The following is a 12,402-nucleotide window of genomic DNA, read 5'->3' as shown; positions in this document are numbered from 1 at the left end:
CCCAGGGGCGCGGGGAACTGCGCGACCGGCCGCTACGGCCGCAGCCGCCCATGCACCGAGACCACTACGGCCCATGGGACCGCAAACCCTCTCAGTTGAGGCGGGCCCGTGCTGCCCGTGCCTCACCCCGTACCTTCTCCGCCGCCCCCTCGTCGACCACGTCGATCAGCCCCGCGTACTTCTCCAACTCCTCGGCGCCGTCCGTGAACTCGCCCCGTTCCACCAGCAACCGCGCCCGCTCGTACCGCAGTCGCGCCGGGTGCGACGGCAGCTGCAGGGACAGGTCGACCGCCCACAGGCCCACGTCCGACCGCTCCGGGCGGGCCGCCGCCCACGCCCGTACGTTGTTCAGGATCCGCCGTACGACGTCCAGGGGATCGGCCGGCTCCAGCATCGCCGGGTCCAGCGGCACCCCCGCCGCCCCCACCACCAGCAGCTCCGCGTCCGACCCGGTCAGCACCCGCCCCCCGTCGAACGGATCGGCCAGCACCTGCTCCTCGGCCGCCCCGAACCCGACCACGAAGTGCCCCGGCAGCGCCACCCCGTACACCGGCGCCCCGGCCCGCCGCGTGACCTCCAGCCACACCACGGACAGCAGGATCGGCAGCCCGCGCCGGCGCCGCAGCACCTCGTGCAGCAGCGAGGACTCCAGCCGCTGGTAGTCCCCGGCGGTGCCCCGGAAACCGAACCGTTCGCCGAGGACCCGGTGCGCCGCCGTGGCCCACGCGTGCGGCCCGCCCGGCCGGTACGGCAGCTGCCCGGCCAGCCGGTCCAGCTCCATCTGCGCCGCGTCGATCCCGTCCTCGTCCAGCGCACCGTCGGCCGCCGCGCCCGCAAGCAGGCACAGCGCCGCCAGATCGGGCCGCTCGGACCGCGCCTCCTCGGCGAACCGCCGCCGTACCTCGGCGGCCCGCTCCGGCGACGGCGGTCGTGGATGTGGCTGACCGGAAGCCATAGCTGTTTCGTGCCCCTTCAGAATGATCGGTACCGCCTGGCCTCCCGGATTCAGGAGCCGTCCGCCTCCGGCGCCCGGTAGTGGTGGTACGTGTGGTGCGCCGCGAAGCCCAGCGGCCCGTACAGCGCCCGCGCCCCCTCGTTGTCCGTCTCCACCTGCAGCCAGGCCGCCGACGCGCCCTCCGCCAGCGCCCGGCCGGCCAGCGCTGCCATGACCTCGGTGGCCAGTCCCCGCCGCCGCAGCCCCGGATCCACCTCGACGGCGGCGAACCCGGCCCACCGGCCGTCCACCACCAGCCGCCCGATCGCCGCGGGCGCGCCTGCCCCGGCGCCCGGCACGGTCGCGAACCACACCGACGGCCCTCCCCCCAGCACCTTCAGCGCAACCTCGCTCACGCCCTTGCGCTGGTAGCGCGCCAGCCAGTCCTCGCCGGCCGCCCGGGAGAGCAGCACCCCGGCCCCCTCCGCCCGGTCCGCCACCGGAGCCAGCCCCCCGGTCCACAGCTCGGCGCTCACCTCGCGCAGCCACCCACGCCGCTCCAGCTCCGCGCAGAGCAGTTCCTGGGTGCCCTCGGCGCCGGTCGCGGTCTGCACGTACGCGGGCAGCCCCCGTTCCCCGTACCACTGCCGTACGGCCGCCAGCGCCGCGTCCAGCGGCAGCCCGGGGTCACCGAGCGGCAGCACGCTGTTCGCCCGCCGGGTGAATCCCGCGGCGGCCCGCAGCTCCCACTCGCCGAGCCGCTCGCTCTCCACCGGCCGCCACCCGCGTGCGGCGACACGCGCGAGCTCCCCGTACGAGGCGGCGGGCCCGCGGCGGCGCGCCGGAGCGGCCGGCACCACCTTCCCGGCCACCAGCGCGGACTCCGGTATCCGGACGGTTTCCCCGTCCCGCCGTGTGATCGTCAGCATGCCGTCGTCGTCCCATGATGTGAGAACACCCACCGTGTCGGTGAACTTCTCCCCGTCGACACCATTTCCGGCCAAACGGCGCACCGACACCCGTTTACCCACGTCAGCAGCGGTGATACGGACCTCGAAGCGTCCTGCGGCAGAGATTTCCACTGGTCAGTTCACCCCTCCTGTTCGGATCATGCCCAGGAACGGAGATACTAGGGGCGGGCATCGACGACGCCGCGCTCCCGCGCGCCAGGCGGCGGAGCCTACGGAGGCCCGCCAGCGCCCAATCGAGGAGGAACGACAGCGTGACCTACGTCATCGCGCAGCCTTGTGTCGACGTGAAGGACAAGGCGTGCATCGAGGAGTGCCCGGTCGACTGCATCTACGAGGGCCAGCGGTCCTTGTACATCCACCCGGACGAATGCGTCGACTGCGGAGCCTGTGAGCCGGTCTGCCCGGTCGAGGCGATCTTCTACGAGGACGACACCCCGGAGGAGTGGAAGGACTACTACAAGGCCAACGTCGAGTTCTTCGACGACCTCGGCTCCCCGGGCGGCGCCAGCAAGCTGGGCCTGATCGAGCGCGATCACCCGTTCATCGCCGCGCTGCCCCCGCAGGCCGAGTAGTCCGCACCGGCGGCCCGCCGCACCACCGTGCCGCCTCGGTCCCGTACGGCCTGATCACGTCCGATCGACGCCGTACGGGGCCGAGGCGTTTGCCGTACCGGATGTACCGAAGAAAGTGAGCAAGTAACCGTGTCCGCAGTCTCCGACCGTCTGCCCACCTTTCCCTGGGACAAGCTGGAACCGTACAAGAAGACGGCAGCGGCGCACCCGGACGGCATCGTCGACCTGTCGGTCGGCACCCCGGTGGACCCGGTCCCCGACCTGATCCAGAAGGCCCTGATCGACGCGGCCGACTCGCCCGGCTACCCCACGGTCTGGGGCACCCCGGCGCTGCGCGACGCGATCACGGGCTGGGTCACCCGCCGCCTCGGCGCCCGGGACGTCACCCACCGCCACGTCCTCCCGATCGTCGGCTCCAAGGAACTCGTCGCCTGGCTCCCCACCCAGCTGGGCCTCGGCCCCGGCGACCGGGTGGCCTACCCGCGCCTCGCGTACCCCACCTACGAGGTCGGCGCCCGCCTCGCCCGCGCCGAGTACGAGGTCTACGACGACCCGCGCGACCTGGACCCGGCGCACCTGAAGCTCCTCTGGCTGAACTCCCCGTCCAACCCGACGGGCAAGGTGCTGTCCCAGCAGGAACTGACGGAGATCGTCGCCTGGGCCCGCACGCACGGGATCCTGCTCTTCTCCGACGAGTGCTACCTCGAACTGGGCTGGGAGGCCGACCCGGTCTCGGTCCTGCACCCCGACGTGAACGGCGGCTCGTACGACGGCATCGTGGCCGTCCACTCCCTCTCCAAGCGCTCCAACCTCGCCGGCTACCGCGCGGCCTTCCTGGCCGGCGACCCGGCGGTCCTCGGGCCCCTCCTGGAGATCCGCAAGCACGGCGGCATGATGACCTCGGCCCCGACACAGGCGGCGGTCGTGGCGGCCCTCTCCGACGACACCCACGTCCAGGAACAGCGCGAGCGCTACGCGTCCCGCCGCACGGCCCTGCGCGAGGCCCTCCTGTCGCACGGCTTCCGCATCGAACACAGCGAGGCCAGCCTCTACCTGTGGGCGACCCGCGACGAGTCCTGCTGGCAGACGGTGGCCCACCTGGCCGAGCGCGGCATCCTGGTGGCACCGGGCGACTTCTACGGCGAGGCCGGCGAGAAGTTCGTAAGGGTGGCCCTCACAGCGACGGACGAACGCGTGCGAGCGGCTGTGGAGCGGCTTTCGTAGGACGCACCGGGGCTGTGGCGCCCCTCGAGGGCCGCGGGAAACTGCGCAAGCGGTCCCTTCGGACATGCCCGGGCCGTGGCGCCCCTCGAGGGCCGCGGGGAACTGCGCAAGCGGTCCCTTCGGACGTGCCCGGCCGTGGCGCCCCTTGAGGGGCGCGGGGAGCTGCGCGAGCGGTCCCTTCGGACGTGCCCGGGCCGTGGCGCTCCTTCAGGGCCGCGGAGAGCTGCGCTAGCGGTCCCTTCGGACGTGCCAGGGCTGTCGCGCCCCTTGAGGGGCGCGGGGAACTGCGCGAACGGCCCCCACCGACCCGCAGCCGACACACAACGGAAAGGGGCCCGGGGAGACCCCGGACCCCTTTCCGGCAAGCGGTCGGCCCACTTACGCGAGCGGCAGCCCCTTCACCGGCAGCCCACCCGTCGGCAGCCCACCCTTGGTCGCGGTGGACGCCGTCTCACCCAGCAGCCCCCCGGCGGAGCCTGCCGCGTCGCCGGCGGTGTGCTGCACCACCGGCGCCGCCTTCTTGACGGCCTTGCCGCCGGTCTGGCCGGCGGCGGGCACCGCCGACTCGATCGCCGCGCCACCGGTACGGCCGACGGTCCCGGTGACGGTCTGCGCCGCCGCGTCGGCGGTGTTGCCGACGCTCGCCCCGTCCAGCGCGGTCAGACCGCCCAGGTTGGGGGTGCCGGCCGGCAGACTCGGGGCCGCGCCGGCGGAGCCGGCCGCACCGACCCCGGCAGCCGCTCCCGCTGCGACCAGCAGCGCGGCACGGGCGATCCGGCGGGTCAGAGGCAGGGACATGATGCTCCATTCGACGGGAGGGAACGTGATCGCCGTGACTACCGCTCGAAGCCCGCGAAGGTTGCGGATGCCCAAGGTAAAGAGTTGATAACGCATCGCATTATCGGGTGTGGGGAAAAACGGGCAAACGACACGCTGCCGATGCCCCCGCAGAATCCTTCCGGCCCAACGCTCCCAGGGGATTTGACGCATGCGCGAGTGACCGTGCGAATACGTGAGCACACCACGCGTACGGCGTGTCCCGGCTGACCCGCCGGAGGGACCCCCCGAACTACTGCCCGGTCACGATCCGCACCGAGCCCGCGGACTTCTCCGCACCACCCGTGCTCTGCGAACCGGACACCGGCTGCCACCGGCTGTCCGTGCTCCCGGCGGTCCACTCCCGGCCCGCGTACGACACCCGCTCGATGTGCAGCGCCGACGAGTTGGCCACCGCCCAGTGCGCCAGCTGCCAGCCCCGCTCGCTCTCGGTGCGCCCCGACTTGTCGGTCTTCTGCCCCTCCGGCACCGGCACGGTCACCGTCCGCCCGTGCGCCGTGGCGGTCACGGTCGGAGTGGGGGTCGGCGTGGCCGACTCGCTCACCTCGGCGCCGGCCTCTTCGACCGCGTCCCGCCCGAAGTCCCGCACGAGCGCGGTCCGCACCGCGTCCGGACCCGTCGCCGTCGTGGCCGCCGTCGCCGCGGTGGTGGCCGCAGGGCGCCCGTCGCACGTCAGGGTGGCGGCGGACTGCCCGGTCAGGGCCGCCGCGAGCAGCGTGGCGTCGGTCTCGTGCTTCGCGTACGCCTCCGGGTAGCCGCTGCGCTGCACGCGCTGCGCGGCCACCGTCAGCGGCAGGGTCTCGTAGTCGCGCACCTTGGCCAGGTGGGCGTAGAACATGCCCGCCGCGTACGCCGGGTCCAGGATCTGCTTCTGGGTGCCCCAGCCCTGCGAGGGCCGCTGCTGGAACAGGCCCAGCGAATCCCGGTCGCCGTGCTCGATGTTGAGCAGCCCCGACTCCTGGATCGCGGTCGCCAGGGCGATGGCCACGGCCCGCTCGGGCATGCCGCGGCCGGTGCCGACGGCGGCGATCGTCGCCGCGTTCACCGCCTGCTCGGGCGTGAACTGGTACGACTCGTCGTCGCTTCGGCCCGAGACGACCTTGCAGCCCTCGGCGCCACCGCCGCCGGTGACGTACTGGACGACCAGATAGGCGCCGACGGCGCACAGGATGAGCAAGCCCGACACGAAACGCAGGACACGGCCGCGACGCTTGGGACGGATGGGGGACGGCTCTGGCACGCGTACAACATACTGGAGAGTACGAGCCGCTCACCCCCGGGTCCGCAAGCCTGTGAACCCGCCCGCGGGATCGCGCGCGCTAGGGTCGGGGCCATGGCCGACACCTCGCTTGACCTCACGCTGGACGCCGCCGCGCTCACCGCGCAGCTCGTCGACCTCCCCTCCGAGAGCGGCACCGAGAAGCCGCTCGCGGACGCGATCGAGAGCGCGCTGTGCGCCCTGCCGCACCTGACGGTCGACCGGTACGGCAACAACGTGATCGCCCGGACGAACCTCGGCCGCCCCGAACGCGTGATCCTGGCCGGCCACATCGACACCGTCCCGATCGCGGAGAACGTGCCCTCCCGGCTCGACGCGGACGGCGTGCTGTGGGGCTGCGGCACCTGCGACATGAAGTCGGGCGTCGCGGTCCAGCTGCGCATCGCGGCCACGGTCCCGGCCCCCAACCGCGACCTGACCTTCGTCTTCTACGACAACGAGGAGGTCGCCGCCGACCTCAACGGGCTCAAGCACGTCGCCGAGGCCCACCCCGAGTGGCTGGCCGGCGACTTCGCGGTGCTGCTCGAGCCCTCGGACGGCGAGGTCGAGGGCGGCTGCCAGGGCACCCTGCGCGTCCTGCTGACGACCTCGGGCGAGCGGGCCCACTCGGCACGCTCCTGGATGGGTTCCAACGCGATCCATGCGGCCGCCCCGATCCTGGCCCGCCTGGCCGCCTACGAGCCGCGCCACCCGGTCATCGACGGCCTGGAGTACCGCGAGGGCCTCAACGCGGTCGGCATCTCGGGCGGGGTGGCGGGCAACGTCATCCCCGACGCGTGCGTGGTCACCGTGAACTTCCGGTACGCCCCGGACCGTTCCGAGGCCGAGGCCATCGCCCACGTCCGCGAGGTCTTCGCCGACTGCGGGGTCGAGGAGTTCGTGGTCGACGACCACAGCCCCGGCGCGCTGCCCGGTCTCTCCCACCCGGCCGCGGCCGCCTTCATCGAGGCGGTCGGCGGTACGCCGATGCCCAAGTACGGCTGGACCGACGTCTCCCGCTTCTCCTCCCTCGGCGTCCCCGCGGTCAACTACGGCCCCGGCAATCCGCACTTGGCTCACAAGCGGGACGAAAGGGTGGAAAGCGCCAAGATCCTGGCGTGCGAGGAGCGTCTGCGCACCTGGCTGACCAGCTGAGCACACGACGGCGCTGCGCGCCCGACATGCCGACGTCCCGCGCCTGTAACCCGCACGGATCTACGCTGGGGCGGATACACCTGCAAGCGGAGGGAGCGCGCATATGCCTACCGGGAACCCCGAGGGGAAGAAGGTGCCGCCGGACGAGCAGCGCCTGGGACCGGTCCTCCGACGGCGCGGTCAGGTGACCGCGAGCACGACGGACCAGCGGCTGCTGGACGCGGGCGGTCCCTCCGACTGGGTCCACACGGACCCCTGGCGGGTGCTGCGCATCCAGTCGGAGTTCATCGAGGGCTTCGGCACGCTCGCCGAACTGCCGCCCGCGATCAGCGTGTTCGGCTCGGCGCGGACCCCGGTCGACTCGGCGGAGTACGACGCGGGCGTGAAGCTGGGCCGCGGCCTGGTCGAGGCGGGCTGGGCGGTGATCACCGGCGGCGGGCCCGGCGCCATGGAGGCGGCGAACAAGGGCGCCCTCGAAGCGGGGGGCGTCTCGGTCGGCCTCGGCATCGAGCTCCCCTTCGAGCAGGGCCTGAACCCGTACGTCGACATCGGCCTCAACTTCCGCTACTTCTTCGTGCGGAAGATGATGTTCGTGAAGTACGCACAGGGCTTCGTCGTCCTCCCCGGAGGCCTCGGCACCCTCGACGAGCTCTTCGAGGCCCTCACCCTCGTCCAGACCCAGAAGGTCACCCGCTTCCCGATCGTCCTGTTCGGCAGCGGTTACTGGGGAGGCCTGGTCGACTGGCTCAAGAACACGCTGGTCGCCCAGGGCAAGGCCGCCGAGAAGGACCTCCTGCTCTTCCACGTCACGGACGACGTGGAGGAGGCGGTGGGCCTGGTGTCGAAGGAAGCGGCCCGCTAGACCCGTCCATTGCCCACCCACCCGGCTCGCTCTGCCGAGAAGCCGGGGCCGAGGGGCTCTCGCCGTGCACCGACCGAGCCGGTGCGTGCGCCTCTCGCCCCACCGAGCCGGTGCGTACGCTCGCCGGCTCACCGAGTGGGTTCGTTCACCTCTCTGCTCACCGAGCCGGGTGGTGGGTGGGCGAGGGCTTCGGGGGTCTGGGGGCGGAGCCCTCAGGGCGCTACGCGAGGCCTCGTCGGGCCACGGCCGGAGGGCGGTGCCCGGCGATCGACGCGACCATGTCCAGCACCTGGCGCGTCTCGGCCACCTCGTGCACCCGGTACACCTGCGCCCCCAGCCACGCCGACACCGCCGTCGTCGCCAGCGTCCCGATCAGCCGCTCCTTCAGCGGCCGGTCCAGGGTCTCGCCCACGAAGTCCTTGTTGGACAGGGACACCAGCACCGGCCACCCCGTCTCCACCATCTCGCCCAGCCGCCGCGTGGCCTCCAGGCTGTGCCGGGTGTTCTTGCCGAAGTCGTGCCCGGGATCGATCAGCACCGACTCCCGCGGCACCCCCAGCGCGACGGCCCGCTCGGCCAGCCCCAGGGTCACCCGCAGGATGTCGGCGACGACGTCGTCGTACGTCACCCGGTGCGGCCGCGTCCGCGGCTCCGCCCCGCCCGCATGCGTGCACACCAGCCCCACCCGGTACCGCGCCGCGACCTCCGCCAGACCCGGGTCGACCCCGCCCCACGCGTCGTTCAGCAGATCCGCCCCCGCCTCGCAGGCGGCCTCCGCGACCGACGCCCGCCAGGTGTCCACGCTGATCACGACGTCCGGGAAACGGCTGCGCACCTCCGCGACGAACCCGACGACGCGGCGCGCCTCCTCCTCGGCGCCGACCTCCTCGCCCGGCCCGGCCTTCACCCCGCCGACGTCGATGATCGCGGCCCCCTCGGCCACCGCCTGCTCCACGCGCGCGAGGGCCGGCTCGTCACGGAAGGTCGCCCCCTGGTCGTAGAAGGAATCCGGGGTCCGGTTCACGATGGCCATGATCACCGGTTCGTTCGGCCCGAATTCCCGCCTGCCCAGCCTGAGCATCGCCTGTGACCTCCCGTAGTAATTCCCTCGGTGCGACCGCCTGCGACCCTAACTGTCAGACTCGCATGGCACGATCGGACACAGACACATTCGACACCGAGCACGCTGAGCACACTGAGCGCCACGAGTGCTGCTGCACCGAGCTTCACCGAGCCTGGGGGCCCACCGCGATGGTTATGTTCCTGTTCCTCGTCGTCGCGCTCGCGGTCGTGGTCGCCGCGGTCACCCTCTCCGTGGTGAGCGGTGGCGAGAGCGGACCGCTGGCCGAGGTGGCGCCCGAGCGGTTGGAGGACCCGCTGCCCCCGGACCGCCCGGTGAACCGCGCGGACGTGGAGAGCATCCGTTTCCCCCTCGTCCCGCGCGGCTACCGCATGGCGGACGTCGACGACGCGCTCAGCCGCCTCGGCGCCGAGCTCGCGGAGCGCGACGCACGGATCGCCGACCTGGAGTCCGCGCTGGCCGGTGCCCAGGCCGGGCCGCGCGGCCCGCACACGTCGCACGGCCCGCACACGTCGCTGGACAAGCCCGAGCCGGAGGACCGGCCGTGAGCGAGATGACCGACATGATCGCGGGCGCGGCGGTTCCCGGCCCGGACGGCAGGCTGCGCTGCCCCTGGGCGCTGTCCACCGCGGACTACGTGTCGTACCACGACGACGAGTGGGGCCGCCCGGTCCACGGGGACGACGCCCTCTACGAACGCCTCAGCCTGGAGGCCTTCCAGTCCGGCCTCTCCTGGATCACGATCCTGCGCCGCCGCCCCGGCTTCCGGGCCGCCTTCGCCGACTTCCGCATCGAGAAGGTGGCCGCGTTCACCGACGAGGACCGCGACCGCCTGCTGGCCGATCCCGGCATCATCCGCAACAGATCGAAGATCGACGCGACGATGGCCAACGCGAAGATCCTGGCCGAGTGGTGGCCCGGCGAGCTGGACGCCCTGATCTGGTCGCACGCTCCGGAGCCGGGCTCCCGTCCCGCACCGAAGACCATCGCCGACGTACAGGCGGTGACCCCCGAGTCGACGGCCCTCTCCAAGGCCCTGAAGAAACGCGGCCTGCGCTTCATCGGCCCGACGACGGCGTACGCCCTGATGCAGGCGTGCGGTCTGGTCGACGACCACCTCGAAACCTGCGTGGCGCGGAGAACCCCGTAAGGGACCGCGCCCCATGAGAAGCGCGGGGAACCGCGTGCTCGGCCCCCACTCGGCCGCAGTTCCCCAGCACCGTCACCGCCCCAGATACTTCGGCTTCTCCTTGTTCACGAACGCCTGCACGGCGATCCCGTGATCCTCGGAGGCCCCGGCCCGAGCCTGCAGCTCGTCCTCCTTGTCCAACGTCTCGTCGAGGGTGTGCGTGAGCCCGTAGGCGACGGCCTCCTTCAGCGCCGCGTACGCCACCGTCGGCCCTTCGGCCAGTTTCCGGGCCACCTTCTCGGCCTCGGCGCGCAGCTCGGCCGACGCCACCACCTTGTTCGCGATGCCCAGCTCGTACGCGTCCTGCGCACCGATGCTCCGGGGAAAGAGCAGCAGGTCGGCGGCGCGGCCCGGTCCCACGACCCGCGGCAGCGTCCACGAGACGCCGGAGTCCGCGGTCAGCGCCACCCCCGCGAACGACGTGTTGAAAGCGGCCGTGTCGGCGACCACCCGGTAGTCCGCCGCGAGGGCGAACCCGAAACCGGCGCCGGCGGCCACCCCGTTCACGGCGGCGACGACCGGCTTCGGCGCCGACACCAGCGCCCGCACGATCGGGTTGTAGTGCTCGCGTACCGTCGTCATCGTCTGCCCCGCCCCGGTCTCCCGGTCGGACGCGAGCAGGGTGATGTGCTCCTTGAGGTCCTGGCCCACGCAGAACGCCCGGTCACCGGCGGCGGTCAGCAGGATCGCCCGGACAGCCGTGTCGGCCGCCGCCTCCTGCGCGGCCTCCCGAAGGGCCACCTTCGTCGCGATGTTCAGCGCGTTCATCGCCTCGGGGCGGTTCAGCGTGATCGTCGCGAGCCCGTCGCCCACCTCGTAGAGCACGGTGTCGGTCATGATGCGTCGTCCCCTCCGTCGTCTTCGTCGTCTTCGTCGGTAGTCGGTAGTCGGTAGTCGTCAGGCGGTCTTCGGTCTTGGTTGTCCGCGTCGCCGCGGCTGACGTACCGCTCAGTACGTTGCTGTCCGAAGGACAGCATGGCGGAGATCGTTGCCGGTGGACCGGAGCGGGCGTGTGACCTGCGTCTAAGAATTCCGGAGCCGACTCGGTCGGCGTAAGGACACGAGGCGGCGAAGTATCGCAGTCACATCGCCGAATTGAGTGGTTTTGCTCGCGTGCGTTGCCCAAGCGATGCCGACTGATGTTGGTCATCGGGTCCTGAGATGCGGGATAATGGCTTGGAAGCAATGTGTTCGATGCCGGAGTCGCGTGTCCCGCCAGAGACCGCGCGTGCCCTCGGGGGCCGTCGGCAGACGATGAGCTGTTTTCAGGAAGGGGAACCAGCATGGCGGCCATGAAGCCGCGGACGGGTGATGGCCCGCTCGAGGTGACCAAGGAGGGGCGGGGCATCGTCATGCGCGTTCCGCTCGAAGGCGGCGGTCGGCTCGTCGTCGAGCTGACCCCTGACGAGGCCGCGGCGCTTGCCGACGCCCTCAAGAACGTCGTCGTCTGAGGCGTCAGCGACCACACCCTTTCGGCCGCCCCGGCATCCTAAGCGGTGCCGGGGCGTCGCCGTTCATGCGGGCCCCCTGCGCGGACCCGTCCCGGCCCGCGAGGCCTACCGCTTGACCGCGCACAGCAGCCCGTCGCCCACCGGCAGCAGCGACGGCACCAGCTCCGGGCTCTCCCGGACCGTGCGCAGCAGCTCGCGCAGCCGCAGCACCTCGGTCGGCTGCGGCCCGGAGTCGACGGTGCGGCCGTTGGCGAAGACACCCTCGAAGACCACCAGGCCACCCGGACGCAGCAGACGCAACGATTCAGCGAGGTAGTCGGAGTACTCCTGGCGGTCGCCGTCGCAGAAGACGAGGTCGTAGCCGGCGTCCGCGAGGCGGGGCAGCACGTCGAGGGCCCGGCCGGGGATGAAGCGGGCCCGGTTGCTGGCGAAACCGCAGGCGCGGAAGGCCTGCCGGGCGAACTGCTGGTGCTCCGGCTCCGGATCCACGGTGGTCAGCACGCCGTCCGGACGCATGCCGTGCAGCAGGTACATCCCGGAGACCCCGCACCCCGTACCGATCTCGGCGACCGCCTTGGCGTCCACGGAGGCGGCGAGCATGCGCAGCGCGGCGCCCGTGCCGGGCGACACCGAGCGCAGCCCTGCCTCGCGGGCCCGGTCACGGGCCCACCGCAGCGCTTCGTCCTCGGCGACAAAGGCGTCGGCGAACGCCCAGCTCGTCTGCCGGTTGCCGGTAATGACCCTCTCCTGTCCCCGTGGTTGCCTGGGCGTGACTGTATCCGTTGGCGTCGGGAACCCGCAGATGGGACCGGGCGTTTAGAGGGGTGGAAGAGAAGGCGGGGGGACACGAATGGATCACGATGACGAG

Annotated in this window: 14 protein-coding genes; 7 read left to right on the top strand and 7 right to left on the bottom strand. The window is 72.2% G+C overall.

Annotation, left to right across the window (positions count from 1 at the left end; all coding sequences use genetic code 11):
- Nucleotides 1–91: 91 nt before the first annotated feature.
- Both ACZ63F_RS19245 and ACZ63F_RS19240 read right to left on the bottom strand, forming a co-directional pair.
- Nucleotides 92–955 carry a transglutaminase-like and tetratricopeptide repeat-containing protein gene (locus ACZ63F_RS19245; protein WP_469712368.1) on the bottom strand — a complete coding sequence of 288 codons (864 nt, stop codon included), beginning with the start codon at nt 953–955 and terminating at the stop codon, nt 92–94.
- Between the two features lie 50 nt (nt 956–1,005).
- Nucleotides 1,006–2,016 carry a GNAT family N-acetyltransferase gene (locus ACZ63F_RS19240; protein ID WP_469712366.1) on the bottom strand — a complete coding sequence of 337 codons (1,011 nt, stop codon included), beginning with the start codon at nt 2,014–2,016 and terminating at the stop codon, nt 1,006–1,008.
- A gap of 140 nt (nt 2,017–2,156) precedes the next feature.
- On the opposite strand from ACZ63F_RS19240, the gene fdxA reads away from it, so the two are divergent.
- Nucleotides 2,157–2,477, top strand: a complete 321-nt coding sequence (gene fdxA, locus ACZ63F_RS19235) for a ferredoxin (protein WP_089098949.1) — start codon at nt 2,157–2,159, stop codon at nt 2,475–2,477.
- 129 nt (nt 2,478–2,606) lie between these two features.
- Nucleotides 2,607–3,701 carry a bifunctional succinyldiaminopimelate transaminase/glutamate-prephenate aminotransferase gene (locus ACZ63F_RS19230; protein ID WP_469712365.1) on the top strand — a complete coding sequence of 365 codons (1,095 nt, stop codon included), beginning with the start codon at nt 2,607–2,609 and terminating at the stop codon, nt 3,699–3,701.
- 378 nt (nt 3,702–4,079) lie between these two features.
- Here the strand turns inward: ACZ63F_RS19230 and ACZ63F_RS19225 are convergent, their stop codons facing one another.
- Together ACZ63F_RS19225 and ACZ63F_RS19220 are read right to left on the bottom strand one after the other, a co-directional pair.
- Complete coding sequence (locus ACZ63F_RS19225; RefSeq protein WP_469712363.1) at nt 4,080–4,499, bottom strand: ATP-binding protein; 420 nt, start codon at nt 4,497–4,499, stop codon at nt 4,080–4,082.
- 271 nt (nt 4,500–4,770) lie between these two features.
- Nucleotides 4,771–5,778: a VldE C-terminal domain-containing protein gene (locus tag ACZ63F_RS19220; RefSeq protein WP_469712362.1), complete on the bottom strand. Its 1,008-nt coding sequence runs from the start codon at nt 5,776–5,778 to the stop codon at nt 4,771–4,773.
- Between the two features lie 93 nt (nt 5,779–5,871).
- Here ACZ63F_RS19220 and dapE point away from each other — a divergent pair, with 93 nt between their 5' ends.
- Together dapE and ACZ63F_RS19210 are read left to right on the top strand one after the other, a co-directional pair.
- Nucleotides 5,872–6,951, top strand: a complete 1,080-nt coding sequence (dapE, locus tag ACZ63F_RS19215) for a succinyl-diaminopimelate desuccinylase (RefSeq protein ID WP_469712361.1) — start codon at nt 5,872–5,874, stop codon at nt 6,949–6,951.
- A 103-nt stretch (nt 6,952–7,054) separates the two neighbouring features.
- A complete protein-coding gene (locus ACZ63F_RS19210; RefSeq protein WP_351501880.1) occupies nt 7,055–7,813 on the top strand; it encodes an LOG family protein in 759 nt (252 codons plus the stop codon).
- Nucleotides 7,814–8,033: 220 nt separating this feature from the next.
- On the opposite strand, the gene folP is transcribed toward ACZ63F_RS19210, so the two are convergent.
- Nucleotides 8,034–8,894 carry a dihydropteroate synthase gene (gene folP / locus ACZ63F_RS19205; RefSeq protein ID WP_469712360.1) on the bottom strand — a complete coding sequence of 287 codons (861 nt, stop codon included), beginning with the start codon at nt 8,892–8,894 and terminating at the stop codon, nt 8,034–8,036.
- A gap of 170 nt (nt 8,895–9,064) precedes the next feature.
- Here folP and ACZ63F_RS19200 point away from each other — a divergent pair, with 170 nt between their 5' ends.
- Nucleotides 9,065–9,442 (top strand): DivIVA domain-containing protein, encoded by a 378-nt coding sequence (locus tag ACZ63F_RS19200; RefSeq protein ID WP_469712359.1) that lies wholly within the window; start codon nt 9,065–9,067, stop codon nt 9,440–9,442.
- A gap of 14 nt (nt 9,443–9,456) precedes the next feature.
- Nucleotides 9,457–10,044, top strand: a complete 588-nt coding sequence (locus tag ACZ63F_RS19195) for a DNA-3-methyladenine glycosylase I (protein ID WP_469712522.1) — start codon at nt 9,457–9,459, stop codon at nt 10,042–10,044.
- Between the two features lie 72 nt (nt 10,045–10,116).
- Here the strand turns inward: ACZ63F_RS19195 and chcB are convergent, their stop codons facing one another.
- The gene (chcB, locus tag ACZ63F_RS19190; protein ID WP_469712358.1) at nt 10,117–10,920 is read right to left on the bottom strand and encodes a 2-cyclohexenylcarbonyl CoA isomerase; all 804 of its coding nucleotides are present in this window, start codon (nt 10,918–10,920) and stop codon (nt 10,117–10,119) included.
- Nucleotides 10,921–11,366: 446 nt separating this feature from the next.
- On the opposite strand from chcB, the gene ACZ63F_RS19185 reads away from it, so the two are divergent.
- A complete protein-coding gene (locus tag ACZ63F_RS19185) occupies nt 11,367–11,534 on the top strand; it encodes a DUF3117 domain-containing protein (RefSeq protein WP_004950282.1) in 168 nt (55 codons plus the stop codon).
- 105 nt (nt 11,535–11,639) lie between these two features.
- Here the strand turns inward: ACZ63F_RS19185 and ACZ63F_RS19180 are convergent, their stop codons facing one another.
- Nucleotides 11,640–12,338 carry an O-methyltransferase gene (locus ACZ63F_RS19180; protein WP_093499247.1) on the bottom strand — a complete coding sequence of 233 codons (699 nt, stop codon included), beginning with the start codon at nt 12,336–12,338 and terminating at the stop codon, nt 11,640–11,642.
- Nucleotides 12,339–12,402 lie beyond the last annotated feature (64 nt).

It is taken from the genome of Streptomyces sp. NPDC104761 (assembly GCF_055583445.1).
Note: the sequence above shows the minus strand (reverse complement) of the source record. Positions and strands in the feature narration are given on the sequence as shown.

What these genes read in the sequence shown, in the direction of transcription:
- ACZ63F_RS19245 (WP_469712368.1), bottom strand. Translation starts at nt 955, where the DNA reads ATGGCTTCCGGTCAGCCACATCCACGACCGCCGTCGCCGGAGCGGGCC.
- ACZ63F_RS19225 (WP_469712363.1), bottom strand. Translation starts at nt 4,499, where the DNA reads ATGTCCCTGCCTCTGACCCGCCGGATCGCCCGTGCCGCGCTGCTGGTC.
- dapE (WP_469712361.1), top strand. Translation starts at nt 5,872, where the DNA reads ATGGCCGACACCTCGCTTGACCTCACGCTGGACGCCGCCGCGCTCACC.
- ACZ63F_RS19210 (WP_351501880.1), top strand. Translation starts at nt 7,055, where the DNA reads ATGCCTACCGGGAACCCCGAGGGGAAGAAGGTGCCGCCGGACGAGCAG.
- folP (WP_469712360.1), bottom strand. Translation starts at nt 8,894, where the DNA reads ATGCTCAGGCTGGGCAGGCGGGAATTCGGGCCGAACGAACCGGTGATC.
- ACZ63F_RS19200 (WP_469712359.1), top strand. Translation starts at nt 9,065, where the DNA reads ATGGTTATGTTCCTGTTCCTCGTCGTCGCGCTCGCGGTCGTGGTCGCC.
- ACZ63F_RS19195 (WP_469712522.1), top strand. Translation starts at nt 9,457, where the DNA reads ATGATCGCGGGCGCGGCGGTTCCCGGCCCGGACGGCAGGCTGCGCTGC.
- chcB (WP_469712358.1), bottom strand. Translation starts at nt 10,920, where the DNA reads ATGACCGACACCGTGCTCTACGAGGTGGGCGACGGGCTCGCGACGATC.
- ACZ63F_RS19185 (WP_004950282.1), top strand. Translation starts at nt 11,367, where the DNA reads ATGGCGGCCATGAAGCCGCGGACGGGTGATGGCCCGCTCGAGGTGACC.